Annotated in this window: 25 protein-coding genes; 6 read left to right on the top strand and 19 right to left on the bottom strand. The window is 73.2% G+C overall.

The features are described 5' to 3' along the window. Positions 1-178 precede the first annotated feature (178 nt). Positions 179-1168 (bottom strand): hypothetical protein, encoded by a 990-nt coding sequence (locus tag ACIQWA_RS38055; RefSeq protein WP_402490959.1) that lies wholly within the window; start codon positions 1166-1168, stop codon positions 179-181. A 198-nt stretch (positions 1169-1366) separates the two neighbouring features. Next, the gene (locus ACIQWA_RS38050) at positions 1367-3160 is read right to left on the bottom strand and encodes a diguanylate cyclase domain-containing protein (RefSeq protein WP_402490957.1); all 1794 of its coding nucleotides are present in this window, start codon (positions 3158-3160) and stop codon (positions 1367-1369) included. Positions 3161-3519: 359 nt separating this feature from the next. Here ACIQWA_RS38050 and ACIQWA_RS38045 point away from each other — a divergent pair, with 359 nt between their 5' ends. Then, the gene (locus ACIQWA_RS38045) at positions 3520-4056 is read left to right on the top strand and encodes a flavin reductase family protein (RefSeq protein ID WP_402490954.1); all 537 of its coding nucleotides are present in this window, start codon (positions 3520-3522) and stop codon (positions 4054-4056) included. Positions 4057-4102: 46 nt separating this feature from the next. On the opposite strand, the gene arfB is transcribed toward ACIQWA_RS38045, so the two are convergent. Next, positions 4103-4534, bottom strand: a complete 432-nt coding sequence (gene arfB, locus ACIQWA_RS38040; protein ID WP_360241472.1) for an alternative ribosome rescue aminoacyl-tRNA hydrolase ArfB — start codon at positions 4532-4534, stop codon at positions 4103-4105. Positions 4535-4635: 101 nt separating this feature from the next. Between arfB and ACIQWA_RS38035 the strand changes: the two genes are divergently transcribed. Both ACIQWA_RS38035 and ACIQWA_RS38030 read left to right on the top strand, forming a co-directional pair. Next, entirely contained in the window at positions 4636-5133 is a 498-nt protein-coding gene (locus ACIQWA_RS38035) for a hypothetical protein (RefSeq protein ID WP_402490950.1), read from the top strand. Between the two features lie 145 nt (positions 5134-5278). After that, positions 5279-5854, top strand: coding sequence for a TerD family protein (locus ACIQWA_RS38030; RefSeq protein ID WP_350509216.1), 576 nt, complete (start codon positions 5279-5281; stop codon positions 5852-5854). Between the two features lie 103 nt (positions 5855-5957). On the opposite strand, the gene ACIQWA_RS38025 is transcribed toward ACIQWA_RS38030, so the two are convergent. From ACIQWA_RS38025 to ACIQWA_RS37995, 7 genes are all read right to left on the bottom strand, one after another. After that, positions 5958-7220, bottom strand: coding sequence for a hypothetical protein (locus ACIQWA_RS38025; protein ID WP_402490947.1), 1263 nt, complete (start codon positions 7218-7220; stop codon positions 5958-5960). 154 nt (positions 7221-7374) lie between these two features. Continuing rightward, complete coding sequence (locus ACIQWA_RS38020; RefSeq protein ID WP_360241484.1) at positions 7375-7863, bottom strand: DUF3180 domain-containing protein; 489 nt, start codon at positions 7861-7863, stop codon at positions 7375-7377. A 235-nt stretch (positions 7864-8098) separates the two neighbouring features. After that, complete coding sequence (folK, locus tag ACIQWA_RS38015; RefSeq protein WP_402490944.1) at positions 8099-8698, bottom strand: 2-amino-4-hydroxy-6-hydroxymethyldihydropteridine diphosphokinase; 600 nt, start codon at positions 8696-8698, stop codon at positions 8099-8101. 43 nt (positions 8699-8741) lie between these two features. Next, positions 8742-9101 carry a dihydroneopterin aldolase gene (gene folB / locus ACIQWA_RS38010; RefSeq protein WP_030288941.1) on the bottom strand — a complete coding sequence of 120 codons (360 nt, stop codon included), beginning with the start codon at positions 9099-9101 and terminating at the stop codon, positions 8742-8744. Between the two features lie 247 nt (positions 9102-9348). Further along, positions 9349-9846, bottom strand: coding sequence for a nuclear transport factor 2 family protein (locus ACIQWA_RS38005; protein WP_350509220.1), 498 nt, complete (start codon positions 9844-9846; stop codon positions 9349-9351). A gap of 10 nt (positions 9847-9856) precedes the next feature. Then, positions 9857-10729, bottom strand: coding sequence for a dihydropteroate synthase (gene folP, locus ACIQWA_RS38000; protein ID WP_402490942.1), 873 nt, complete (start codon positions 10727-10729; stop codon positions 9857-9859). Positions 10730-10873: 144 nt separating this feature from the next. After that, entirely contained in the window at positions 10874-12715 is a 1842-nt protein-coding gene (locus tag ACIQWA_RS37995; RefSeq protein ID WP_402490940.1) for a phosphatidylglycerol lysyltransferase domain-containing protein, read from the bottom strand. A 379-nt stretch (positions 12716-13094) separates the two neighbouring features. Between ACIQWA_RS37995 and ACIQWA_RS37990 the strand changes: the two genes are divergently transcribed. Then, a complete protein-coding gene (locus tag ACIQWA_RS37990; protein ID WP_360241496.1) occupies positions 13095-14249 on the top strand; it encodes an alpha/beta hydrolase-fold protein in 1155 nt (384 codons plus the stop codon). Between the two features lie 116 nt (positions 14250-14365). Then, the gene (locus ACIQWA_RS37985; protein ID WP_402490937.1) at positions 14366-15154 is read left to right on the top strand and encodes a ferritin-like domain-containing protein; all 789 of its coding nucleotides are present in this window, start codon (positions 14366-14368) and stop codon (positions 15152-15154) included. Positions 15155-15211: 57 nt separating this feature from the next. On the opposite strand, the gene folE is transcribed toward ACIQWA_RS37985, so the two are convergent. The 6 genes from folE to dacB all read right to left on the bottom strand — a co-directional run bounded on the left by folE (position 15212) and on the right by dacB (position 23337). After that, positions 15212-15817, bottom strand: coding sequence for a GTP cyclohydrolase I FolE (gene folE, locus ACIQWA_RS37980; protein ID WP_360241502.1), 606 nt, complete (start codon positions 15815-15817; stop codon positions 15212-15214). A gap of 106 nt (positions 15818-15923) precedes the next feature. After that, positions 15924-17978: an ATP-dependent zinc metalloprotease FtsH gene (ftsH, locus tag ACIQWA_RS37975; RefSeq protein ID WP_402490934.1), complete on the bottom strand. Its 2055-nt coding sequence runs from the start codon at positions 17976-17978 to the stop codon at positions 15924-15926. A 227-nt stretch (positions 17979-18205) separates the two neighbouring features. Beyond that, complete coding sequence (gene hpt / locus ACIQWA_RS37970) at positions 18206-18760, bottom strand: hypoxanthine phosphoribosyltransferase (RefSeq protein WP_045692298.1); 555 nt, start codon at positions 18758-18760, stop codon at positions 18206-18208. Positions 18761-18830: 70 nt separating this feature from the next. Then, positions 18831-19958, bottom strand: a complete 1128-nt coding sequence (gene tilS, locus ACIQWA_RS37965; protein ID WP_360241509.1) for a tRNA lysidine(34) synthetase TilS — start codon at positions 19956-19958, stop codon at positions 18831-18833. Positions 19959-20277: 319 nt separating this feature from the next. Next, positions 20278-21462 carry a zinc-dependent metalloprotease gene (locus ACIQWA_RS37960; protein ID WP_360241512.1) on the bottom strand — a complete coding sequence of 395 codons (1185 nt, stop codon included), beginning with the start codon at positions 21460-21462 and terminating at the stop codon, positions 20278-20280. Positions 21463-21786: 324 nt separating this feature from the next. Then, positions 21787-23337: a D-alanyl-D-alanine carboxypeptidase/D-alanyl-D-alanine-endopeptidase gene (gene dacB, locus ACIQWA_RS37955; RefSeq protein ID WP_402490931.1), complete on the bottom strand. Its 1551-nt coding sequence runs from the start codon at positions 23335-23337 to the stop codon at positions 21787-21789. A 160-nt stretch (positions 23338-23497) separates the two neighbouring features. Here dacB and ACIQWA_RS37950 point away from each other — a divergent pair, with 160 nt between their 5' ends. After that, complete coding sequence (locus ACIQWA_RS37950) at positions 23498-23989, top strand: inorganic diphosphatase (RefSeq protein ID WP_189924907.1); 492 nt, start codon at positions 23498-23500, stop codon at positions 23987-23989. 124 nt (positions 23990-24113) lie between these two features. On the opposite strand, the gene ACIQWA_RS37945 is transcribed toward ACIQWA_RS37950, so the two are convergent. From ACIQWA_RS37945 to ACIQWA_RS37935, 3 genes are all read right to left on the bottom strand, one after another. Continuing rightward, complete coding sequence (locus ACIQWA_RS37945; RefSeq protein WP_360241519.1) at positions 24114-24323, bottom strand: dodecin; 210 nt, start codon at positions 24321-24323, stop codon at positions 24114-24116. Positions 24324-24446: 123 nt separating this feature from the next. Continuing rightward, positions 24447-25406, bottom strand: a complete 960-nt coding sequence (locus ACIQWA_RS37940; RefSeq protein ID WP_402490928.1) for an asparaginase — start codon at positions 25404-25406, stop codon at positions 24447-24449. Positions 25407-25479: 73 nt separating this feature from the next. Further along, a complete protein-coding gene (locus ACIQWA_RS37935) occupies positions 25480-26097 on the bottom strand; it encodes an ABC transporter substrate-binding protein (protein ID WP_360241525.1) in 618 nt (205 codons plus the stop codon). Between the last annotated feature and the right edge of the window lie 88 nt (positions 26098-26185).

The following is a 26185-nucleotide window of genomic DNA, read 5'->3' as shown; positions in this document are numbered from 1 at the left end:
AAGCTCGCCGACCTGGTCGTGCTCGACTCCGACAGCTACGACCTGGTCGCCGTGATGCGCCGCGGCCGCTGGGCCGTCGGCGGCGACCGCTTCCCCACCGTCAGGTCGGCCTGAACAACGGCGACGGCCGCCCTCCCCCCGGTGGGGAAGGGCGGCCGTCCGCGTTCTCGGCCGGGCCTCAGCTGCTCGGCTCGACGGTGATCTGGTCGATCAGGATCGGCCCGGAGGGCACCGTGAAGCTGACCGAGTTCGCCCCCGCCTGGAACTGCGGCAGTATCCAGGTGGTGTACCAGGACGACGCCGGGTCCTTGCCGGGCGAGTAGTTCCGGTACGTCAGCCCGTTCGGCCAGTCCTTGCCGTTGACCGAGGCCGCGCCCTTCACGTCCCCGCCGGCGTTGTTGTAGTGCACGGTGAGCTTGTACGTGCCGGCCGCGGCGATCTGGCCGTTCCAGGTGACCGAACCGCCCTGCTGGAGCGTCAGGTAGCTGCCGTCCGCGGACTTGGCACCCTTGACGGTGTTTCCGGACGGCGCGTTCTGCCCCTGCAACTGGCCGGCGTCCACGGTCGCCGGGCCGGCCGAGACCGTGGCGCTCGCCGAGGGCGAGGCCGAGCCGGTCCCCCCGCTCGGCGTCGCGACGCCGCTGGGCGCGGGCGGGGCGGCGCTGGTGGTGCCGCCCTTGGCGGTCTTGTCAGCGTCCGGGTCACCGGTGGAGAGCGCGATCCCGGCACCGATCGCGATCGCCGCGACCACGGCGACCGCGCCGATCACGGCGCCCTTGCTCCGACCGCTGCTCGGCCGCTCGTCCCCCGGCTGCGGCCGGGAGTGCTCGGCGTAGCGGGCCTGCTGGGCGGGCGCGCCGTACTCGGCCTGCGGCGGCACACCGGGCTGGCCGTACTGGCCCTGCGGGGGCATGCCCGGCTGGCCGTACGGCGGCTGGGCCGGACCGGGCTGGCCGTACGGCGGCTGCTGGGCGCGCGGCGCGCCGTACTGCGCCCGGCCGACCTCCATCGGGCGGCTGTACGGCGTCCGGGGAACCCCCTGCTGCGGCTCGGCCGGCTGTCCGGTGGAGCCGTCGGCCGGGCGGTAGAGGTAGCCGAACGGGTCGTCGTCCTGCGGGGCACCGCCCCCCTGGCCCTCGGGCAATCCGTTGTCGCCGGCGGTCGTCACGGTGGTCTGCTCCCCCATCCGGTGTGCGCCGCGCGCGGGCGGCGCAGATCATGGACGCTGTCGTACCGGGCACCCTACCTGCCGTACGTGACAGCAGGAAAAGAACCCTTGACAACCCGTGGGTAACCTGCGCGTTCCCGGGCGCCCGGCGCCCGACCCCTCCCGCCGGCCCCGGAACGGCCGCCGCGAGCCCCGTCCTCAGCCCGCGCGCCGGTGCGAGCGCTCGCCGCGCGCGCCCCGCACCGCCCCGCCCCGGGCCCGCTTCTCGTCGTACATCCGCTCGTCCGCGGTGTGCAGCACCTCCTCGATGCTCATCCCGCAGCCGGCCCAGCCCACCCCGAGGCTCACCCCGACCCGCATCGCCCGGCCGTCGATCCGCATCGGCGGGATGATCGCGTTGCGCAGCCGGTGGGCCAGGTCCTTGGCCTCCTCGCGGCCGATGCCGTCGGCCAGCACCACGAACTCGTCGCCGCCCAGCCGGGCCACCGTGTCGCCGTCCCGGACCGCCGCGCTCAGCCGCCGGGCGACCTCGACCAGCACCGAGTCGCCCGCGTTGTGGCCGAACCGGTCGTTGATCGATTTGAAGCCGTCCAGGTCGCAGAAGAGCACCGCGAGCCCCTTCTCGACCGGCGCCGCCGAGCCGGAGCGGAACGGCACGGACCAGGCCTCGCCGCCGGGCCCGTACTCGGCCGGCACCACGGCGTGCACGTGCTCCCCGTACCCCGCGCCGAGCCCGGGCGGCGGCCCGCCCTCCAGCGCGCCGTACCCGTGCACCGGTCCCGGGTACGGGTCCACGCCCTCCAGTGCCTCGTACGCCGCGTGCGCGCTGTAGCTGTCGGCCGGGTAGGCGTACGGCTGCGGGTAGCCGACCTCGGCGGTCAGCGCGGGGGCGGCGCCGACCGGCTGCGGCTCGGCGCAGAGCCGGCGGGCCAGCCGGGCCTTGAGCTCGGCGCCGTTGGGCAGGCCGGTGAGCGCGTCGTGGCTGGCCCGGTGGGCGAGTTGGAGTTCGTGGCGCTTGCGGTCCTCGATGTCCTCGACGTGGGTGAGCAGGAAACTCGGGCCCTCGGCCGCGTCCGCCACGATCGAGTTGCGCAGGCAGACCCACTGGTAGCCGCCGTCCCGCCGGGACAGCCTCAGTTCCGCCCGGCCGCTCTCGGCGCTGGTGCGTTCCAACAGGGCCCGGTCCTCGGGGTGCACGAGGTCGGCGAAGCTCTGCTGGCGCAGCACCGCGCGGGGGCGGCCGAGCAGTCGACAGAGCGCGTCGTTGACCCTGGTCAGCTGGCCGCGCCCGGCGCCGTGGAGTTCGGTGATGGCCATCCCGCTGGGCGCGTACTCGAAGGCCTGCCGGAAGCTCTCCTCGCTGGCCCGCAGGGCCTGCTGCTCCTTCTCCAGCCGGGCCAGCGCGCGCTGCATCTCGGCCCGCAGCCGGGCGTTGCCGATCGCGATGGAGGCCTGCAGCGAGAACATCTCCAGGGCCTCGCGGGTCCACGCACCGGGCCGCTTGCCGCTGCGCGGGCGGTCCACCGAGAGCACGCCGAGCAGGTCCCCGCCCGCGCTGTACATCGGGGCGAGCAGTCCGTCGGCGGGGTGCCAGTCGTTGGCGTAGACGGGCAGCGGGCCGTCCCCGATCCAGCGCGGGATGTCGCTGGCGACGGCCCAGCCGCGGTCGTACGGCAGGAAGCGCAGGGTGCCCCAGTGGTCGCTGACCCCGAGCAGCCGGTCCCAGGACTCCCGCGAGCCGACCTGGCCGAGCAGCACCGAGGGCCCGCCCATCGGGCTCTCCTCCAGCTCCCAGACGGCCGCCACCACCAGGTCGCCGTCCGGCCGGACCAGGCTGACCGCGGCGGCGTCGAAGCCGAGTCCGTGCACCGCGCCCTCGACGACGGCCTGCAGCGTGCCCGCCAGGCTGCGGGCAGCGTTGAGGTCCGCCACGACCCGGTGCAAGGTGCGGAGGGTCGCGAGACGGACGTACGGCTCCGACTCGGCTTCCATGCGGGGGCTCCCCGGCTGCTTCGGATAGTTCTTGATTGGTTATCGTCCGATTGCCAGAAGAACTGAATCACAGGGAGCACAGCGTTCGGCACGCTCGGTCAGCAATAGGCCACCACTTGTGACTTAAATCACACGACACTAATGCACCGTTAATCAGTTCATCCGCCCCATAGCGGGACATAAACCGCTATCGGAACATTTCTGGTGGTCGACCGCATCGGCCCCGGGCTGAAGCGGACTGCACCCGGCGGTACCCGCGCTTCACCCCTGGGAGTGACCCCGGCCCGCGGCGGAGCGCGCGCCCCGGCCGTGGTCCTACGACCACGGCCCGATGCCGTCACCCGGGAGCGACGACTACCGTGCGGTACGTGTATCCGTCCCCGCAGCCCGAAGCTGCCCCCCACGCCACGCCCGACGAGTTCCGGGCAGCCCTCTCCCAGCTCACCGCCGGTGTGAGCCTGGTGACCGTCCACGACGAGGACGACGGCGAGGACGCCGGCATGACCGCCACGTCCTTCCTCTCGGTGTCCCTGGACCCGCCGCTGGTGCTGGTCTCGGTCCGCGAGGACTCCCGGATGGACGAGGTGCTCTCCCGGAACGACACCTGGGCGGTCTCGGTGCTCAGCGAGGGACAGAAGGCGCTCGGCTCCCGCTTCGCCATGAAGGGCCGGCTCAGCGACCGGCTGCTGTTCGCGGAGACCCCGCACCACCGCGGCGCCCGCACCGGGGCCCCGCTGATCGAGGGCGCGCTGGCCACCGTCGAGTGCCGCACCGAACAGCGGATACCCGCGGGCGACCACATCCTGCTGATCGGCCGCGTACTGGAAGCCGTGGTCCCCAACCCCGGCGGCCGCCCGCTGCTCTACTTCCGCGGCGGCTACCGCACGCTGGGCTGAAACGGTTCGGCGGGCGGCACCACCCGGCCGGCCGCACCCCTCGCCACTACTCGCCGCGCGGCGACCGCCGACCCTGCTTGAGCTCGGAACGGTGCCGCTTGTTCTCCAGCCGCCGCTCCACCATCCCCCGGCTGGGCCTGGTCGCCCGGCGGGCCTTCGGCGGCGGCGCGCACGCCTCGCTCAGCACCACCCCCAGCCGCACCGCGGCCGCCTCCCGGTTGCGCCACTGCGAGCGGAACTCCGAAGCCTGGATCACCAGCACCCGGCCGTCCACCAGACGGTGCGCCAGCCGCTCCAGGGCACGCGTGCGCCACACCTCGGGCAGCGCCTTCGAGGCGACCAGGTCGAAGCGCAGCTCCGCCTTGGAGTCGGAGGTGTTGACGTGCTGGCCGCCGGGGCCGGAGGAACGCGAGAAGCGCCAGACGAGCTCGGCGTCGGGGACGACCACCGACCCCCGTACGCGGATGGGCTCGGACATGCGCCCATCATCCCGCGCGACCCCCGCGAGGTCACCCGGTTATCAGTGACTCGCCCGCTCGCCCCCGGGGCGGTCACCCGCACCCGCCCGCACCCCCGACAATGGCCTGTGTGATCGAGCTCGGCTACTCCCTCTCCAACCGCTTCCCCGACCCCCCGCAGACCGACTACCGCACCGCCCCCGTGCGCGCGCTGCGGTACGACCTGTTCTGCGGCGACGTCTACCTGGACGCCGAGGGCGCCGAGCTCTCCACCCGCTGGGGCTGGGTCCCGGTGCTGGACTTCGCCTGGGCGCTGTGCGACATCGTCGAGGAGCTCGACCGCGACCCGGACGGCTCCCGGGCCGCCCGGGTGCAGACCGCCGACCTCGACTTCACCCAGAACACCGAGCTGCTGCGCTTCGCCCGCCGGTTCAACTGGGTCGAGATCACCGCGACCTGGCTGCGGGACGAGCCCGCGGCCGTGGTCCGGCACAGCGAGCTGCGGCGCGAGGCCCGCGACTTCCTTCAGGACACCCTCGCCGACCTCTTCGACATGCACCCCGACCTGGCCGACAACCCGAACATCTGGACGCTGCAGGGCCGGTTCCCCCGGGTCTGACGCCGGACCGGACCGACCCTGCCAAGGCTTTGCCCACCCTTTGCCTGGCATTGACACCCCACGAAGAATTCACGGGTTCCCCGGAACCAAGGTGCCCGAGTACCGCGTTGTCCCGGGAAAAGCGAACGAAGGGACTGCAATCGCCATGCCAGTGAGCCTCTCCAAGGGTGGCAACGTCTCGCTGACCAAGGAGGCCCCCGGCCTGTCCGCGGTCAGCATCGGCCTGGGCTGGGACACCCGCACCACCACCGGCGCCGAATTCGACCTCGACGCCAGCGCGATCGTCCTGAACGCGGACGGCAAGGTGCTGTCCAACGCGCACTTCGTCTTCTTCAACAACACCAGCACGCCGGACAACACCGTCGTGCACACCGGTGACAACCGGACCGGCGAGGGCGCGGGCGACGACGAGTCGATCAACGTCAACCTGGCCGGGCTGCCCGCCGAGGCCGCCAAGATCACCTTCCCGGTCACCATCTACGACGGCACCGCCCGCGGCCAGAACTTCGGCCAGGTCCGGAACGCCTACATCCGCGTGGTGAACGCGGCCGGCGGCGCCGAGATCGCCCGGTACGACCTCTCCGAGGACGCCGCCACCGAGACCGCGATGATCTTCGGCGAGCTCTACCGCAACAACGGCGAGTGGAAGTTCCGCGCGGTCGGCCAGGGCTACGCCTCCGGCCTGGCCGGCATCGCCCAGGACTTCGGCGTCCAGATCTGACGCAGCAGGAGCGGCAACGCCGAGGGGCGGGAAGTCGGTCGACTTCCCGCCCCTCGGCGTCGGTGCCCTCGGGCGTCGGTGTCCTCGGGCGACGGCGGGCCGCTCAGCGCGAGGCGCGCAGCTCCGGGAGCTCGATCAGCTCGGTCTCGTCCTCGGGCGTCAGGTCCACCACGGTCGCCCCGTCCGGCTCGGCGTCCCCGGCGCGCACCGGCTGCTCCGGGTGCTCCGGGTGCTCGGCCGCAACCTCCGCCGCGGCAGCCCGGGCCTCCTGGGCCTCCTGGGCCTCGGCCTTCGCCTTCGCGGCGACCGCCTCGTCGCCCACCACGTCCGCCAGGTCCGTCCGCTCCCCCAGCTCGGCGACGCTGCCCACCGCCGGCGCCGGAACGGCCGCCCGGGCCGCCGTGCCCTGGCCGCGCCCGAAGAAGCTGAACCCCTGCCCGCGCGCCTGGCCGGACTGCGCCGGACGCGGCCGCTGCCGCTCCGCCGGCGCCGGCACCACGGCCGGGGCACCCGGCGCCCCGCCGCCCAGCTGACCGACCGTCGCGGTCAACGCCGGGCGCAGCGGCGTGGGCCGCACCGGGGTCCGCCCGGCCGGCGCCTGCGCCGGGGTCGGCACCGAGGGCGCCACCGGGGCGGGCACCGACACCGCACCCGGCACCGGAGCGGCCGCCACGGCCGGACGGGCCAGAGCGGACTGCTGGGCCGGAGCGGCCTGCTGGGCCTGAGAAGTCCGAGCGGCCTGAGAGGACGGACCAGCCGGAGCGGCCGGGGCCGTCCGCGCCCGCAGCGCGACCTCCGCGCCCGCCGTGCGCTCCCGCTTGGCCTCCTGCTCGGCGGCGCGCCGCTCCAGCAGCCGCAGCACCGACGCGGCGCGCACGAACGCGGCCGGGCTGGCCGGGTACTTGGGGCGGCTCGCGGCGAGCGCCCGCTGGGCCGCCTCGGCCTCCTTGAGCGCCTGCTCGGCGACCGCCACGGCCCGCTCCCGGAGCAACCGGGCGATCTCGGTCTCGGCCTTCGCCAGCCGCGACTTCTCCGCCGTCAGCCGCCGACCGAAGCGGGTGGCCCGCTCCTCGGCGACCTCGGCCGCGTACTCGGCCTCGGCGAGCTGCTCCTCGAAGCGCTCCTCGGCCCGCAGCCGCTGCGCCGCGGACATCTCGGCGGCCGCCCGGGCCGCCTTGTCGCGCTGACGCAGCAGCACCGCGAAGCCGAGCGTGGCGATCAGTGCGGCGACACCCACCGAGCGCACCAGGACGGTGTCCTGACTGAAGACCAGAGCGGCCAGTGCGGCGACCAGCAGTACGCCGGCGGCGGTGGGGGGAAAGACCCGGCCGAGGACGGAGGAATGACGGTGGCGTCCGCGAGACATGCCAAGAAACTAGCGTGCGAATTGGGGCCGTGTCAGCCCAGGGTCCCCTTCCGCCCTTGACAGTGGGCATTTTTTACCGCACGTGCCCGGCTTTTCACTCAAGATCACGAAAAAAGGCCTGCTCAGCGCCGTCCGACCGGATCCGGCCGATCCGTCAGCGGTGCGAGGCCGCCGGACCGGCCGGGTCGTCGTGGTCCTCCGGCAGCTTGCACACGTGCTGCAGCCAGAGCGCCGCCGCGATCACCGCGGCGCCCGCCAGCACCGCGAGCCCGGCCGTCACCGCCTGGTCCTTGCGCGCCGACACGTCCAGTTCACCGAGCAGGTAGATCCCGGCCCCGGCGTAGATGCCGGTGACCACCGCGGAGACCAGCGCGCTGGCCTGGCCGAGCACCACCGCCCGGGCCGCCAGCAGCGGGTCGACCCCCTTCGCGCCGGGCTGCCGCTCGCGCACCGCCTTCAACCGGGACCGCAGCGAGAGCGCGGTCGCCAGCAGGATCACCGCCACCGCCGCCAGCACCGCCGGGGCCGCCGCCGGCACGGCCGGCAGCGTGTCCAGGGACGCCCACAGCTTGGAGCCGGCCCAGGACAGCGCCGTCGTCGCGGCGGTGATGCCGATCAGCAGACGGAGGCGAAGCAGCTTCACTCGGAGGTGGTCCTTCCCGGGGTTGGCGGAGCCGACCGCCCGCCCGGTGGCCCGGTGCGGCGGCGTCAGGCCACCGTACCGGGACCGGACGGACGGACATCTACTCGTACGGCCGGGCCCGGCCGCCGAGTTCCCGGCCGATCCGACCGATCCGACCGATCCGACCGACCCGGCGGCCCCGACCGATCCGGCGGCCCCGGCCGACCCGGCCGCAGGGGCCGGGTCCTGCTCGGTGCTACTCCGGCAGCGTCAGCCGGATGTCGTCGCGGCGCTTCACGCCCTGCGCGTCCGGGCCGCCGAGCGCCTCCAGCAGCGCACCGACCAGCCCGTGCCCCGGCACCTCGGCCTCGGGCTGGGCGTCCAGCCAGGGGGCGAGCACGAAGGCCCGCTCGTGCGAACGCGGGTGCGGCAGCAGCAGCTGCGGGTCCTCGCTCACCACGCCCTCGTAGGCCAGGATGTCGACGTCCAGGGTGCGGGGCCCCCAGCGGACCTCCCGGACCCGTCCGAAGGCGTCCTCGATCGCGTTGCCGCGCTCCAGCAGGTCCCGCGGCGGCAGCGAGGTGCGCAGCACCACGACCGCGTTGTAGTAGTTGGGCTGTTCCTCCGGGCCGCCGACGGCCTCGGTCTCGTAGATCGCCGAAACGGCCTTGATCCTCAGCCCGGGGGTGTCCGCGAGCGCGTCGACGGCACCCTGGAGGGTGTCCAGCCGGTTGCCCAGGTTGCTGCCGAGCGCGATCACCGCACACCGCTGGCTGTGCAGCGTGGTGTCGGCGGAGTCCACCCGGCTCTCCAGGTCGAACGCGTTCGGCTCGGCGGTCGGGTCACTGCTGTTCATCGAAGAAATCCCTCTGCATCGGAAACCAGGCGCGCGGTGGGGGTCATGCGCGGCCCCGGTGGATGGTCACGGTCACGTCGTCGAACGGCACGGTGATCGGGGCGTCCGGCTTGTGCACGGTGACCTCGACCTCCTCGACCGCGTCGTGCTTGAGGCACTGGTCGGCGATCCGCTGTGCCAGGGTCTCGATCAGGTCGACGGGTTCGCCGGCGATGATCGCGGTGACCTCCTCGGCCACGATGCCGTAGTGCGCCGTGCGGGTGAGGTCGTCTCCGGACGCGGCGGGGCGGGTGTCCAGGTACAGCACGAGATCGACCACGAAGGTCTGGCCCTCGACGCGCTCGCGCTCGAAGACGCCGTGGTGGCCCCGGGCTCGCAGCCCCCGCAGGGTGACGCGGTCCAGCAAACGAATCACTGCTCCCAGTCGGACGGGCCCCGCCCGGAGGAAGGCATGGAAGGGCAGGGCGAAGACGGGCATCACGCCCGCCACTCCGTTTCGAATCTACCCGCGAGCGCGGACAACGCCTGACCGTCCTACCCGGCACGAACCGTCGCCACGCGCACCGAAATGGCGATTGACGTGAACGTTCGGTGACCACCCGGAAATTCCCCGGCGACCACCCGGCGCCGAATTCCCGCAGCTCCCGGAATCAGTCCTCGTCGTCCTCGTCACCGCTGGTCAGAACGGGTGAACCGTGGTGCGACCAGAGCTTCCACCCGGCCGGGGTACGACGGAACAGATTGCTCGACACGACCTTTCCGCCGACCAGCGGTCCGAGTTCCCCCTCCTCCTCGGCCTCACCGCCGGAGAGGATGTTCTCGGTGCACGTGACAAGGGCCACATCCCCGTGCACCTCGGCCTCGACATCGGTCAGGAAGAACTGGATGTACTCCGTGTTCATCATGATCAGCATGTACGAGCGGGTCACCTGGGCCCGCCCGCGCAGCACCGGCCAGCCGGGGTGGACGCAGACCACGCCGCCCTTGTCGTCGGCGTGCTCGGGCCCCAGCCAGGCCTCCTCGACCGCCTCGACGTCCCCCCGCTCCAGCGCCTCGTAGAACGCCCGGTTCGCCGCGAGCACCGCCTCCAGGTCCACCTCCCGGGCCTTCCCGGCCGTCCCGCCGCTCAACCTGCCGTCACCTGTCACAGACCCTCCCTCACCCCAGCCGCGCCGCGCGCTGCCAGGCCGCGACCACGCGGACGGCGTCCGCCGTACCGGACACGTCGTGCACCCGGACCGCCCAGGCCCCGGCCTGGGCCGACAGCACCGACACCGCGGCGGTCGCGTCGTCCCGCCGGCGGGCCGGGCGCAGTTCCCCGGTTTCCGGGTCGGCGAGCAGCGTACCCAGGAACCGCTTGCGTGAAGCCGCGACGAGGACGGGACGGCCGAGCGCGGTCAGGGCGTCCAGCCTCCCGAGCAGCGCCCAGTTGTGCTCGGTGGTCTTGGCGAAGCCCAGCCCCGGGTCGAGGATCAGCTGGTCCTCCTTGACCCCGGCGGCCAGCAGCGCGTCCATCCGCCCGGTCAGTTCCCCGACCACGTCCCGCACGACGTCCTGGTAGACGGCCAGCCGGTCCATGTCGGCGGACTGCCCGCGCCAGTGCATGACCACGAAGGGCGCGCCGGTCTCGGCGACCACCCGGGCCATCGCCGGGTCGGCGAGCCCGCCGGAGACGTCGTTGACGATCGCGGCGCCGGCCTCCACGGCCCGCTCGGCGACCGAGGCCCGCATGGTGTCGACCGACACCACCACCCCGGCGGCGGCCAGCTCGCGCACCACCGGCAGCACCCGGCGCAGCTCCTCGTCCTCGGGCACCCGCTGGGTGCCGGGCCGGGTGGACTCGCCGCCGACGTCCACCAGGTCCGCGCCGCGGGCCCGCAGGGCCAGCCCGTGCGCGATCGCCTTGGCGGCGTCGAACCAGAGCCCGCCGTCCGAGAAGGAGTCGGGCGTGACGTTGACCACGCCCATCACGGCGCAGCGGTCGAGCCGCGGCAGTCCGGCCGGCAACGAGAAGGACGGCGAATCGCTCATGCGCCCGCCCCGCTCCGCTCGGCGAGGGCATTCGCCCACGCGCGCCTGACGATGACCCGCTCGCTGCGCTCGCTCATGCCCCCATTATCGAACGGGGCCCCCGCCGGTGATTCCCGGCGGGGGCCCCGAAGGGTGCGAGCTGCCTCAGGCCGCCTCGCCGACCTCGCGGGTCGACGGGACGGGCATCAGGCCCTCGCGCTGGCGCTTGCGGCCGAAGCGCGGCATCCCGAGGGTGATGAAGGCCTCCGCCTGCATCGCGGCGAAGCCGATCCGCGGCAGGTCCCGGGTGTTCGGGAAGACCAGGAAGCGCGGCTCCCACTCGGGCTGGAACTTGGCGTTGAACTTGTACAGCGACTCGATCTGGAACCAGCGCGACAGGAACACCAGCAGTCCGCGCCAGGCGCGCAGCACCGGGCCGGCGCCGATCCGCTCGCCGCGGGCGAGCGCGGAGCGGAACATCGCGAAGTTGAGCGACACCCGGCGGATGCCCAGGGCGCCCACCTCCTGGAGGGCGGCGACGATCAGCAGTTCGTTCAGGCCCGGGTCGGCGGCGCGGTCGCGGCGCATCAGCTCCAGCGAGATGCCGTCCGGCCCCCAGGGCACGAAGTGCAGCACGGCCTTGAGGTCGTCGCCGCTCTCGCCCTCCTCGGGGGCCTTGTGGGCGGTGACCACCACGCAGTCGTCGTCCAGCGGGTCGCCGAAGCGGCCCAGGGCCATCGAGAAGCCGCGCTCGGTGTCGGTGCCGCGCCAGCGGGCGGCGGCGTCGGCGATCCGGTACTTCTCCTCGGCGGTGAGGTCGGAGACCCTGCGCACCTTGCAGGAGTAGCCGTTGCGCTCGATCCGCTTGACCATCTGGCGGACGTTGCGCATGGCCCGGCCGGAGAGCGAGAAGGTGGCGGTGTCGACGATCGCCTCGTCGCCCAGCTCCAGCGCGTCCAGGCCCGCCTCGCGGGTCCAGACCTCGCCGCCGACCTCGCTGCAGCCCATCACGGCCGGCACCCAGGCGTGCTCGCGGGCCTCGGCCATGAACACCTTGATCGCGCCCGGCCAGGCCTCGACGTCACCGACCGGGTCGCCGGAGGCGAGCATCACGCCGGAGACCACCCGGTAGGAGATCGCGGCCTTGCCGGTGGGCGAGAACAGCACGCTCTTGTCGCGGCGCAGCGCGAAGTAGCCGAGCGAGTCGCGCTCGCCGTGCCGCTTGAGCAGCTCGCGGACCTTCTCCTCGTCCTCGGCGGTGAGCTCCGGCTTGGGCTTGCCCGGGCGCAGCGCCAGGTAGGCGGTGGTGAAGGCGGTCAGCAGGCCGAGGCCGCCGAGCAGGTAGGCGACCAGGTCGGACATCCGCGCGTTGTTGTAGCGGACCGGGCCCTCGAAACCGAACAGCCCGTACCCGACGTGCTGCAGCCGTTCCACCAGGGCCGGGTGCCCGACCTCGTACTTGGTGCGGGTGCTCACGATCAGCAGGCCGAGCAGCACGCTGAGGACGCCCATGACCACCAGGTTGACCACCGCGCCCCAGCGGGTGCGCGGGTCGGCCTTGGCGTAGAACTCGCGCTGGTGCACCAGCATCACGGCGAGGACCAGCAGCGAGACGACCGCCGGGCCGATCTGGTGCCAGCGCACGATGTGCAGCGCGGCGCTGACCGGCAGCAGCACGCAGACCGCCCGCCAGGCCCGCCGCTTGCGCCGGCGCAGCGCGTGCGCCAGCGGCACCAGCAGGATGCCGACCATCAGCGTGCCGACCGCGGCCAGGCTGGTGGTGCCGCCCGGCAGCTGCCCGGCGAAGGTGTGCATCTTGGTGTGCCGGAGCTTGGGGAACACCGCGCTGGCGATGTCCACCAGCCCGATCAGCAGACAGGCGTAGCCGACGGCACCGGGGAGCCAGGCCCTCGGGACGGCAGCAGCCTGGTTGCGCAGCGTCTGCAGGCCGCGCGGACGGCGCGGCGGCTGCTCGGGGCTCGGCTCAACGGACACGGGAACGCTCATGGAAGCTCAGCGTAGAGGCTGCGGTGCGGTGTCCGTCCACTCCGGGGGAGCACGTGTGATGGACCTTCATGCGTATTCCTTCATCGGGCAATGCGCATACCAAGGATCCGGAAACGGACGGTAATCCGGTGCCGTGGGCGCGCTGCGGGTTGAGCCGGGGGTGGGAGCCGTGGGTCCGCCGCCGCGTGGCGGGGCACGACCGCCCGGTACCTCGTACGTACGGTGGACGCCGCATTCTAGGGCGCCGGTTGCCCCGGACCTCCCCCCACCCTCCCGACCGTGCCGGGACGTCCGGACAGCCTAGCTGCGGTGGCCCGGCCTGACGGCCCGCCAGACGATGAAGCCTGCATCGACAGTGTCCCACCGGAAGGCCGACGGCATGGAACTGACCAGCGACGTGCTGGTGAACGCGCTGCTCGCACTCGGGGCCGCGGCCCTGGTCACCACCTTGTGGATCTGGCCCCGGCTGGCCCGGCAGCGCCCGCTCCCGGTGCTCGGCAGGATCGGGCTGCTGACCGTCGTTCAGGTCTCGATCCTGGCGGTGCTGGCGCTGTCGGTGAACAACTCCTTCGGCTTCTACACCTCCTGGGACGACCTGCTCAACCCCGGCGGCGCCAAGCTCGCGCTGACCAGCAACGAGAACCACAAGGGCGGCACCCCGGTCTCCGACCAGCTGGTCCAGCCGACCAACGAGGGCGGCATGGAGAGCGCCCCCAACCTCCCCAAGGGCCCGCCGGAGGAGGTCGGGAAGATCGAGTCGGTCCGGGTCAACGGCAAGGAGACCGGTTTCTCCGACCAGATGTTCGTCTACCTGCCGCCCGAGTACTTCGACCCGAAGTTCGCCCTGGTCCGCTTCCCCGTCCTGCTGGCCCTGTCCGGCTTCCCGGGCACCACCCTGAACCTGCTCAAGGAGCTGCCGCTGGTGCAGTCCGCGGTGGAGCTGCAGCGCTCCGGCAAGATGCCGCCGACCGTGCTGGTGCTGGCCCGCCCGTCGGTGGTCCCGGCCCGGGACACCGAGTGCGTGGACGTCCCCGGCGGACCGCGCAGCGAGACCTGGTTCGTCAAGGACGTGCCCGGGGCCCTGCAGAGCGCCTACCGGCTCGGCCGCTCCGCCGCCTCCTGGGGCCTGTTCGGCTACTCCACCGGCGGCAGCTGCGCGATGCGGCTGTCGATGCGCTTCCCGAACGTCTACGGCAGCGCCGCGGGCCTGCACGGCGACTTCTCGGTGCGCCAGGACCAGTACACCGGCGGCGACCTCTTCAACGGCGACAAGGCCCTGACCCAGCAGCACGACCTCGGCTGGCGGCTGCAGAACCTCCCGGCCCCGCCGCTCAACCTGCTGGTGGTCTCCACCCGAAAGGAGTCGGACTACCCGCAGACCGTCCAGTTCGTCGACCAGGCCACCCAGGTCGCGGCGGCCAATCCGCAGTTCAAGGTGGAGTCGCTGTACCTGGACGACGGCGGCCACAACTTCGACAGCTGGACGAGGGAGCTGCCCGCCTCGCTGGAGTGGCTGGGCTCCCACCTGGGCTGAGGCGTGCGGGTGATTACCCGCCGGTCGGGCCGTCCGACCGGCGGTCCGGGGGGACGTATCGCGGCCGCCCGCCCGACCACCGGCGGGCGCCGCCCCGGATCCGCGCAGGAGGCGCCGTGCTGAGCACCAGATCGCTCTTCAACGAGATCTACCGGAACGACCAGGCCTACCAGCTGTTCTGCAGCATCGCGGCCGGCGGCGAGGACCAGGGCGGCTGGGAGAACGAGCGGATCACCGCCCTCACCCCGGACCCGGTGCTCGCCCCGAAGATCGCCCGGCACGGCGCGGACGAGCGCAAGCACGGCCGGATCTTCACCCAGCTGCTGAACAAGCGCGGACTGCCCAAGGTGCCCGTCCCGGACGAGGCCGACTACTGCATGCTGCTGGAGCGCCAGGGCGTCGGCCTGTCCCACGAGCGGCTGCGCGGCGACACCCCGCTGACCGAGCGCGAGATCATCACCTACCTCGCGCACAGCCGGGTCACCGAGCAGCGCGCCTCCGAGCAGATGCGCCAGCTGGTCAAGGTGTACGGGGACAACCCCGAGCTCGGCCGGGCGATGCGGATGATCTCCGCCGACGAGGACGACCACCTCGCCTACTGCCACGAGGAGCTGCTGCGGCTGGTCGCCGAGGGCCACGGGCCGTACGTCCGGCACACCCTGGAGACCTGCGCCCGCGGCGAGATCCGCACCCACCGGGACGTCGGCCTCGCCGTCACCGCCCGGATGGCGCGGATCCTGCGCTGGCCCCGCTGGCAGCTGGCCGTGGTCACCCTCGGGGTGCACGCCCTCTACCTGTACGACCGGGCCTTCGGCTGGCGCCGGATGGTCACGCTGCGGATGCCGGAGCGCCGCAACGCACTGGGCACCCCGGCTCCGCCGCACGCGGAGCACGAGGTGCCCTGAGTCTGAGCCCTGCGTCTGAGCCCTGAGCCGGCGCCCTGAGCCGGAGCCCTTCGCCGACTAGCGGCCGATGATGAGGCTCATCGCCTCGGCCCGGGTGGCCGGGTCGCGCAGCTGGCCGCGCACGCAGGAGGTGATGGTCTTGGCGCCGGGCTTGCGGATCCCGCGCATCGACATGCACATGTGCTCGCACTCGACCACCACGATCGCCCCGCGCGGCTCCAGGATCCGCATCAGCGCGTCGGCCACCTGGCTGGTCAGCCGCTCCTGCACCTGGGGCCGGCGGGCGTAGACGTCGACCAGCCGGGCCAGCTTGGACAGCCCGGTGATCTTGCCGCTGGCGGACGGGATGTACCCGACGTGCGCGACGCCGCGGAACGGCACCAGGTGGTGCTCGCAGACCGAGGTCAGCTCGATGTCCTTGACCAGCACCATCTCGTCGTGGCCGAGGTCGAAGGTGGTGGTCAGGACGTCCTCGGGCTCCTGCCACAGGCCCGCGAATATCTCCTTGTAGGCCCGCGCGACCCGGGCCGGAGTCTCCAGCAGGCCCTCGCGGTCGGGGTCCTCCCCCACGGCGAGCAGCAGCTCGCGGATCGCGTTCTCGGCCCGCTTCTGGTCGAAAACACCGACGGCGGGCGGACCGTCGAGCGTCACCGGGTCGATCATGCGGGCCTCGCTTACTCGTGGGAAGACTGTGGCTGAACAGCACGGATGCCGCGCCTCCAGGGTACAAACCCTGGTGACGCGGCATCCATTCCGACCGGAGTCCGGCTCAGCCCTCGGTCGGCGGCTCGGCCGCCGGCAGCGGCGGGAGCTTCACGACGTCGACCGGAGCGGTGTCGGAGGCGGCGGCGCCGTTGGTGAGCGCCAGCTCCTTCGGCGACTGCACCGGCGGCCGGGTGGACGGCGTGCGGCGGGCGGAGCCCGTCCAGGCCGGCCGGGCCGGGCGCTTGACGATCGGGGCGAAGATCTCGGCGATCTGCTCCTTGTTCAGGGTCTCCTTCTCCAGGAGTTCCAGGACCAGGTTGTCGAGCACGTCACGGTTCTCGACCAGGATCTCCCAGGCCTCGTTGTGCGCGCTCTCGATGAGCTTCTTGACCTCTTCGTCGACCAGCCCGGCGACCTCTTCCGAGTAGTCGCGCTGGTGGCCCATCTCGCGGCCCAGGAAGGGCTCCGAGTTGTCGTTGCCGAACTTGATCGCGCCCAGGCGCTCGGTCATGCCGTACTGGGTGACCATGGCCCGCGCCGTGGCGGTGGCCTTCTCGATGTCGTTCGAGGCGCCGGTGGTCGGGTCGTGGAAGACCAGTTCCTCCGCCGCGCGCCCGCCCAGCATGTAGGCCAGCTGGTCGAGCATCTCGTTGCGGGTGGTGGAGTACTTGTCCTCCTCCGGCAGCACCATGGTGTAGCCGAGGGCCCGACCGCGGGACAGGATGGTGATCTTGTGCACCGGGTCGCTGTACTGGCAGGCCGCCGCGACCAGGGCGTGACCGCCCTCGTGGTACGCGGTGATCTTCTTCTCCTTGTCGGACATGATCCGCGTGCGCTTCTGCGGACCGGCCACGACGCGGTCGATCGCCTCGTCCAGGATGCCGTTGTCGATCAGCTTCTTGTCCGAGCGGGCGGTCAGCAGCGCAGCCTCGTTGAGCACGTTCGAGAGGTCGGCGCCGGTGAAGCCGGGGGTGCGCTTGGCGACGGCCGACATGTCGACGTCGGGCGCGATCGGCTTGCCCTTCTGGTGCACCTTGAGGATGTCCAGACGGCCCTGGAGGTCGGGGCGCTCGACCGCGATCTGGCGGTCGAAGCGGCCCGGGCGCAGCAGCGCCGGGTCCAGGATGTCGGGGCGGTTGGTCGCCGCGATCAGGATCACGCCGCCCTTGACGTCGAAGCCGTCCATCTCGACCAGCAGCTGGTTGAGGGTCTGCTCGCGCTCGTCGTGGCCACCGCCGAGGCCCGCACCGCGGTGCCGGCCGACGGCGTCGATCTCGTCGACGAAGATGATCGCCGGGGCGTTCGCCTTGGCCTGCTCGAAGAGGTCGCGGACGCGGCTGGCGCCGACACCCACGAACATCTCGACGAAGTCGGAGCCGGAGATCGAGTAGAACGGCACCCCGGCCTCGCCCGCGACGGCACGCGCCAGCAGGGTCTTGCCGGTCCCGGGCGGGCCGTAGAGCAGCACACCCTTGGGGATCTTGGCGCCGACGGCCTGGAACTTGGCCGGCTCCTGGAGGAACTCCTTGATCTCGTGGAGTTCCTCGACCGCCTCGTCGGCACCGGCGACGTCCGCGAAGGTGGTCTTCGGGGTGTCCTTGGTGAGCAGCTTGGCCTTGGACTTGCCGAACTGCATGACGCGCGAGCCGCCGCCCTGCATCTGGTTCATCAGGAACAGGAAGACCAGGACGATGATCACGATCGGCAGCATCGACAGCAGCAGGCTGACGAAGGTGCTCTGCTTCTCGGGACTGACCGTGTAGCCCTCGGCGAGGGTGCTCGGGTCCTTGTCGTTGATCTGGGCCTGCAGCTTGTCGGCCAGGGCGACACCCTGGTCGCCGATGTACGAGGCCTGGAACTTGTTGCCGGACGGGACCTTGCCCGTGCCGGCGTTGGACAGCGTGGCGCCGTCCTTCAACTGGATCTTGATCGTGTTCGAGTCACCGGTGGTGATCTGCGCCGACTTGACGTTGTGCGCATCGATCGCTGCGACGACCTGCCCGGTGTCCACCGTCTTGTAGCCGTTCGAGTCCGAAACGACCTGCATCAGTACGATGACGGCGAGGACGGCCAGCACGATCCACATGATCGGCGCACGGAAGTATCGCTTGACGTCCATCCATGCGGGGCGTTGCCGCCCCGTCCCTCCTGCCACTCAGCGGCGCCGGGAGGCTTTGGGCCGCGGCGCAATCCGAATCGATGCTCATGTGAAGAGCGGTTTATTGGACCGTACCGCAGTCCGACCCACCCATGGCGGGAGCACGGCGACACGGCTTAGCTTCTTTGTCCCCCGGTCCAACGGGCGGGAACAACCCTCTGTTCCCGCCCATAGCCCGAACGGAGCCCTCAGCCGCCGTAAACGTGCGGGGCGAGGGTCCCGATGAAGGGGAGGTTACGCAGCTTCTCCGCGTAGTCCAGGCCGTAGCCGACCACGAACTCGTTGGGGATGTCGAAACCGACGTACTTCACGTCGATCTCGACCTTGGCCGCGTCCGGCTTGCGCAGCAGGGTGCAGACCTCCAGCGAGGCCGGGCCGCGCGAGCCCAGGTTGCCCAGCAGCCAGGACAGCGTCAGACCGGAGTCGATGATGTCCTCGACGATCAGGACGTCCCGACCGGCGATGTCGGTGTCCAGGTCCTTAAGGATGCGCACCACACCGGAGGACTTGGTCCCCATGCCGTAGGAGGAGACGGCCATCCAGTCCATCGTGACCTGCGAGTGCAGGGCCCGGGCCAGGTCGGCCATCACCATGACGGCCCCCTTGAGGACACCGACGATCAGCAGGTCCTTGCCTGCGTAGTCCCGGTCGATCCGCTCGGCCAGCTCCTGGAGCTTGGCGTCGATCTCGTCCTTGCTGATGAGCACCTTCGCGAGGTCAGCGCCCATGTCGTTCTGGTCCACCGGGGATACGTCCTCAAACGTTCGGGGTCTGTGTGGCCGGCGGCCGGCTCCCCCGGGACGTGCCTCGCCCTCAGTCGCCCTGCCGCCGAAAGACCAGCGTGCCACACCTACGGGTGGCCTCGACGCCCCCGGGTAGGTGCAGCGGCCCCTGGCCGCGCCATCCGGTGACCAGCAGGTCCACCGTCTCCAGGTGCCGGGCGAAGAGGTCCCCGGCCGGGCAGCCCGCCCGCAGCGCCGCCCGCCGCAGCACCCGGCGCCGGACGGCTGACGGCAGTTCGGCCAGTTTCACGGCGTCCAGGGTGCCCTCGCCCGTACGGAGGTCGCGCTCGGCCAGCGAGGCCCACTGGTCGAGGGCGTCGGCGTCGTCCCGGAACAGCCGGGCGGTGCGGGCCAGCGCCTCGACCACGCCGCCGCCCAGGTGCTTCTCCAGCACCGGCAGCACCTCGTGGCGGACCCGGGAGCGGGTGTAGGCGGGATCACAGTTGTGCGGGTCGTCCCAGACCGGGATCGCCTGGGCGGAGCAGGCCTGTCGGGTGGCCGCCCGGTCCAGCTCCAGCAGCGGGCGGCGGTAGCGGCCCTTCTGGGCCGGCATCCCGGCCAGCGAGCGGGAGCCGGAGCCGCGGGCCAGGCCCAGCAGCACGGTCTCGGCCTGGTCGTCCCGGGTGTGGCCGAGCAGCACCGCGATCGCGCCGTGGCGCTCGGCGGCCTCGTCCAGGGCGGCGTAGCGGGCGTCCCGGGCGGCGGCCTCGGGGCCGCCGGCCCGGCCGACCCGCACCGGGACGGCCTCGACCGGGTCCAGGCCCAACGAGCGCAGGCGCTCGGCAACCTGGGCGGCGCGGTCGGCGGAGCCGTCCTGGAGGCCGTGGTCGACGGTGACGGCGCCGACCCGCAGGCCGATCTTGGGGGCCTCGAAGGCGGCGGCGATGGCCAGCGCCATCGAGTCCGCGCCGCCACTGACAGCGACCAGGACCAGCGGCGAGCCGGGGGCGGCCGGGGTGCGCGGCAGCCCGGAGGGGTGGCGGGCGGCGTTGCCGATCAGGGTGGTGCCGACGGCGGCACCGACCAGCGGCGCCCCGGCAGGGCGCTCACGGGGTTCGCGCACGGGCGCGGTGAAGGTGGTACCGGCCTCGGCGGCGAGGTCGGTGAGCGTACGGCGAACGGCCAGGCGTATCGCGGCGACGGCGGGGTGAGGGCCCACGGCGGACGACTCCTCGACGGAGGGGACAGGACTGCGGCGGGCGGCCGGAGCCGCGCAGCTGCATAGCGCCGCGTTACCGGGCGCTCACAGATGGTGGCAGAAAGTGGCGGGCCGCTACGCCACCCGCGCCACCAGTACGACCACCGTCCCACGTACGGGTGAATGGAGAAACGTATCTTCACCCATCACCTGCCCGATTGGACCACTCGTACGAGCGGGTTTGACCGCCGCCGACCGCCGGCGGTCCCCCGGCACGGGAATGCCCGATCCGGGCCTTCCCGGGGCCCTTCCGGGCTCTTCCGGGCTCTTCCGGGGAGCCTCAGCGGCCGACCCGGGCGACCCAGGCCGCCGGGTCGTGGATCTCGTCCTTGGTCGGCAGGGTGTTCGGGGACGTCCACACCCGGTTGAAGCCCTCCATGCCGACCTGCTCCACCACGGCCCGGACGAACACCGCGCCGTCCTGGTACTGCCGCAGCTTGGCGTCCATGCCCAGCAGCCGGCGCAGCATCAGGTCCAGCCGGTTCGCCCCGCGGTCGCGGCGCTGCTGGAACTTCTCCCGGATCTCCGCCACCGTCGGCACCACGGCCGGGCCGACGCCGTCCATCACCACGTCCGCGTGGCCCTCCAGCAGCGACATCACCGCCGTCAGCCGACCGAGGATCTCGCGCTGGGCGGGCGACTGGACGATCTCCAGCAGGTTCCCGCCGGGGGCACTGTCCCGGCCCTCCCGGGTGCCGGTGCCCGGCAGGCCGGCGCCGAGCGAGCCCGCCGCGTCGCGCAGCCGCTCCAGCAGCGCGCCCGGGTCCACGTCCGTCTCGGCCAGGAAGGACTGCACCTCGGACTGGATGTGGTCGCGCAGCCACGGCACCGCGGTGAACTGGGTGCGGTGGGTCTCCTCGTGCAGGCAGACCCAGAGCCGGAAGTCGGACGGGTCGACGTCCAGCTCGCGCTCGACGTGCACGATGTTCGGCGCCACCAGCAGCAGCCGTCCCGGCCCCGCGCCCTCGGGGCCCAGCCGCGGCTTGTCGAACAGCGCCGCCGGGCTGTCCGGCGCCTCCAGCGAGGGCTCGGCCGGGGCGAAGGTCTCGTACTGGCCCAGCACCTTGGTGGCCAGGAACGCCAGCAGCGCGCCGACCTCGATCCCGGTGGCCTTCTCCCCCACCGCCCCGAAGACGCCCGCCGCCGCACTGTTGGCCCGCCGCGCCTGGAGCTTCTCCACCAACGGCTGGACCACCGTGCGGAAGCCCGCCACGTTCGCCCGGACCCAGCCCGGGCGGTCCACCACCAGCACCGGCGTCGCGGCGGCCGCGGCCAGACTGCTCGACCGCATCCCGGTGAACGCCCGCACGTGCTCCTCGGCCTCCAGCGCGTGCCGGCGCAGCTCGGCGACGACCGCCGCCGCCTCGGCCCGGCTCACCTCCGGCCCCGGCCGCACCAACCTGGTCGCAGTAGCGACCGCGAGATTCCAGTCGACCATGTCAGCCCCGCCGCTCGCGCTCGTCATGCCCTCACCGTACGTGCTCCCCACCGTCAACGGCAGCCACCCGCCACGAACACCTCCGCCCCCTCCGGGGCGGCCGTGGCGGCGGCCGGGGACGGTCCGTTCCCCCGCCCGCCGCGCCCCGTCCGGGCCGCGGCGTGGGCCGCCGGCACCGGCTCGGGCGAGGTCGACGCGAGGGCCGCCCGCTCTCCGGGCAGCCTGCCCGTGGGCCCGCCCGCTCGAACCCGGCCGCCGCCCCGGATCCCGACGCCCTCTGATCCCGCCGGGGCCGGACACCGCGACGGACGCCGCGGCGGTCGACGCGGCCGCGGGCGGCGGGGAGCGGGGTCAGTGGCAGCCGCAGGAGGCGAGGCGGGCGGCGATCCGGTCCACGGCGGCGCGGGCGGTGTCCGCCGACGCGGTGGTGCGGGTCATCACGGCGAAGGCCAGCAGCCGGCCGTCGGCGTCCACCACGGTGCCCGCGAGGGTGTTGACCCCGCTGATGGTGCCGGTCTTGGCGCGGATCAGGCCGGCCGCGTCGGCGGCGCCGGAGCCCGAGCCGTAGCGCTTGGCGAGGGTGCCGGTGAACCCGGCGACCGGGAGGCCGGTGAGGACCGGGCGCAGCGCGGGGTGCTGGTCGGAGGCGGCCAGCGCGAGCAGCCGGACCAGGACGGCGGGCGGGATCCGGTTGTCCGTGTTCAGGCCGCTGCCGTCGTTGAGGACCACGCCGGTCATCGGCACGCCGAGCCTGCCGAGTTCCTTGCTGACGGCAGTCGCCGCGCCCTCGTAACTGGCCGGCTGGTGCCCGGCGAGGGCGACCTGGCGGGCGACCGCCTCGGCGAGCTGGTTGTCCGAGGTGGTGAGCAGGCGCTCGACCAGCCGGGCGAGGGTCGGCGAGTCGACCTTGCCGAGGACGGGGGCGTCGGCGGCGGCCGGGGCCGCGGCCGGCTTGGGCCTGCCCTCCACGGTGACGCCCTGGGCGGCCAGCATCGTGGCGAAGGCCGTGGCGGCCGCGCCGGCCGGGTCGGTGACCCGGGCCGGGGCATCGTCCTTGCTCTTCGGGTCGACCCTGCCCTCGTCCACCATCAGCGGGACGACCAGGGCGAGGTTCTCGTTGTCGGGCTTCCGCTGCTGCGTGCTGTCGGGGTACAGCGACAGGTCGTAGTCCAGCCGGACGGTCGTGGTGCCGGCCGCCTTGAGGGCGGTGGCGGTCTGCCGGGCCAGCGACTCCAGCGAGGCCGGCGCGGTGTCGGCGTCGGCGGGCTGACCGCCGATCTGCACCTGGTCGGCGGGCAGCACGGTGAGGGTCGGGTCCCCGCCGCCGACCAGGGTGACGCTGCCCGGGTCCGCGCCGCGGACCACCCGGGTGGTGAGCCGGGTGTCGGCGGGGATCAGCGACAGGGCCGCGACCGAGGTGGCCAGCTTGGTGGTGGAGGCCGGGGTGGCCGGGGTGTTCTCGTTGGAGCCGTACAGGAGTTGACCGCCGGCCGCGTCCGCGACGGCGAGGGCCACGGTGCCCAGGCTCTTGTCGGCGAGGGCGGGGGCCAGCGCCTGCTGGAGGCCCTGGGTGGTGGGGACGGCCGCCTCCTGGCCGTCCCCGGCGACGGCCAGGACGGCGCCCGCCGCGGGCACCGGGCGCGCGACCGGCGATCCGCTGCCACCGCCGGCACCGCTGCCACCGGGCGTGGCGGCGGGCGGCTCGGCCCGGCGGGCGGGGCTCCGGTCCGGCGTCGGCCCGGTCCTCCCCTGCTCGCCCTTGCGTCCGTCGCGTCCGTCGCGGCCGCCCTGGTCACCCTGCTCGCCCTGGTCGCCACGGCCGTTGTCGTCCTCGCCCCGCCCCGCGCTGTGCCCGCCCGGCGACGGGGACGGCTGCGCGTACGCACCGCCCGCTCCCAGCACCGTCCCGGCGACCAGGAGGGCCGCTCCGAACAGCCCCGCGGCCCTACCCCCGCGACGTCGCGCCGCCCCCGCCCCAGCTCCCACCGACCGGCCCCTTTCCCCAGCACTCACTCCCGTAGGAGACACTTGGATTCTGTCAGTCCCTACCTTGGAGGAACCGTTGGAATTCGACGTCCTTATCGAAATCCCGAAGGGCTCTCGTAACAAGTACGAGGTCGACCACGAGACCGGCCGTCTGCGGCTCGACCGGATGCTCTTCACGTCGACCCGTTACCCGGCCGACTACGGCTACGTCGAGGGCACGCTCGGCGAGGACGGCGACCCGCTGGACGCCCTGGTCATCCTGGACGAGCCGACCTTCCCCGGCTGCCTCATCAAGTGCCGCGCCATCGGCATGTTCCACATGACCGACGAGGCCGGCGGCGACGACAAGCTGCTGTGCGTCCCGGCGACCGACCCGCGCTGGGAGCACCTGCGGGACATCCACCACGTGTCGGAGTTCGACCGCCTGGAGATCCAGCACTTCTTCGAGGTCTACAAGGACCTGGAGCCGGGCAAGTCGGTCGAGGGCGCCAACTGGGTCGGCCGGGTCGAGGCCGAGGCCGAGGTCACCGCTTCGATCAAGCGTCTCGCGGAGCAGGGCGGCCACTGATCCGTCGTTCCGATCTAGGTCGGGACAGCCAGGGGGCCGGGGCCCGCGGACCGATCCGCGGGCCCCGGCCCCTGCCGTTCCGGGAGGCGTTCCGGGAGGCGCTCCGGGAGGCGCTCCGAAGGACTCAGTCCTCCAGCCGGAAGCCGACCTTCAACCCGACCTGGTAGTGCTTCACCTGGCCGTCCTCGATGTGGCCGCGGATCTCCGTGACCTCGAACCAGTCGAGGTTGCGCAGCGTCCGGGAGGCCCGCTCCACCCCGTTGCGGATGGCCGAGGCGACGCTCTCGGTCGAGGACCCGACGATCTCGGTCACCCGGTACACGTGGTCGGTCATGGCGGACTCCCTCAGCTGTACGACGGCCCCCGTCCACCGTGCACCGCCCCCGCCCCGCCCGCACCCCGACGACGGCCGACCGAAGGCAGACCGAAGGCCGACCGAAGGTCAGGGCCGCCAGGGCTAGAACGCCGCGCGGACCTCGCCGACCGGGACGCCGCCGCCGAACAGCGGGGCCGCGCCGATCCGCTCGACCACGTCGTCCGCGCCGACCACCCCGAGCCGGCGCAGCGCCGCCGCCAGCACCGGGCCGCGGGCCCGCTCGGAGCCGTCGTCGATCTTGAAGGCGAGCGCCCGGCCGTCCGCCAGCGCGACCACCTGGACGGCCTCGGCGCCCATCTTGGACAGCGCGCCCGGAACGGACCGCATCAGCAGGGTGTCGGCCCGGCGGGTGCCGGCCACGTACTCGGGGTGGGCGCGCATCGCGTCGGCCACCCGCCGCTGCGCGGTGCCCTCCCCGGCGAGCACCAGGCTGCGGTAGCCGCGGGCCAGGCCGGTCAGCGTGACGGCGAGCAGCGGGGCGCCGCAGCCGTCCACCCCGGTGTGCACCGGGGTCTCGCCGGTGCTCTCGGCCAGGGCCTCGCGGGCGAGCTCCTGGATCGGGTGCGCCGGGACGAGGTACGCCTCGGTGTCCCAGCCGTTGGCGACGCAGGCGGCCAGCCAGCCGGCGTGCTTGCCGGAGCAGTCCATCAGGATCGGGGCGCGCCGTCCGCCGGCGGCGAGCAGCAGCTCCGCCTCGGTCTCGTCCAGGGGCAGGTCGGCCGGGGTGCGCAGGGCCGACTCGTCGAGGCCGGCGGAGCCCAGGATGGCCCGTACGCCGTCGAGGTGGAACGATTCTGCGGAGTGGCTGGAGGCCGCCAGGGCCAGCAGCTCGCCCTCGATCGCCAGCCCGGCCCGCAGGGTCGCCATCGCCTGGAACGGCTTGGCCGTCGAGCGCGGGAAGACCGGCGCCTCGGGATCGCCGAGCGCGAACTCCACCGAACCGTCGGCGGCCAGCAGAACCAGGGAGCCGTGGTGCCTGCCCTCGGTGAAGCCCGAGCGTATGACCTCGGCGAGCACGGGCGGGGTGGCGGACTGGGACATCGCGGAGCCTTCCGGGGGCGAGGGTGGGCCGGGAGGAAGCCGGACCCACCCGCCCCACGACGACTCACCCGGTCTAGAGCGGCCTCTCCGAGAGCAGGTCGTCGACCCGTGCTTCCCCATCACGGTACCTGCGGGTGATCTCGGCATTGCAACCGTCCGCCGTCCGCAGCAGCCGCTGGCGCCGGCCGGACACCTCGCGCTCGTGGGCGCGCAGCCGTTCCAGGGCGGCCAGCAGTTCCTCCGCCGGGTGGGCCGCCAGGTCGGCGAGCTGGACGTCGCCCATCAGCGCGTCCGCCTCCAGCTGGGACTCCTGGGTGCGCGGCGGGCCGAGGGTGACGTGCCGGGCCGAGCGCCGCACCGTGGAGGGCGCGTCGGTCAGGATGGCCGGCAGCCGGTCCAGCAGGTCGCCGCCGGGCCCCTCGCCGGCCGCCGGGGCCGGGTGGGCGGGGCCGCCGCCGGGGCGCCGGTCGAGCTCGGCGCGCAGGATGTCCATCCGTCCGTGCAGCAGCCGCCGCAGGTAGGACAGGTCGGCCTCCTGGGCCAGGGTCTCCCGGCGCAGGATCCGCAGCTGGTCCAGGCCCAGCGCCTCCAGGTCCGGCTCACCGTCCTGGACGGCCGTCCAGGGCCGGTCCCCGGCGGCCTGCGCCACCGGTCCGGAACGGCTCCACGCCGCGCTGCTCGCGTCCATCATCCAACCCACCTGCCGTCGTCCGATCCCGCCCGCTCGCGGCACTCCGTCCCTGCCGCCGGCCCGGCCCGTCCCCCGACGGGCTCGTGCG

Origin of the sequence: Kitasatospora sp. NPDC098652, assembly GCF_044760155.1 — a bacterium.
Lineage (GTDB): Bacteria > Actinomycetota > Actinomycetes > Streptomycetales > Streptomycetaceae > Kitasatospora.
Note: the sequence above shows the minus strand (reverse complement) of the source record. Positions and strands in the feature narration are given on the sequence as shown.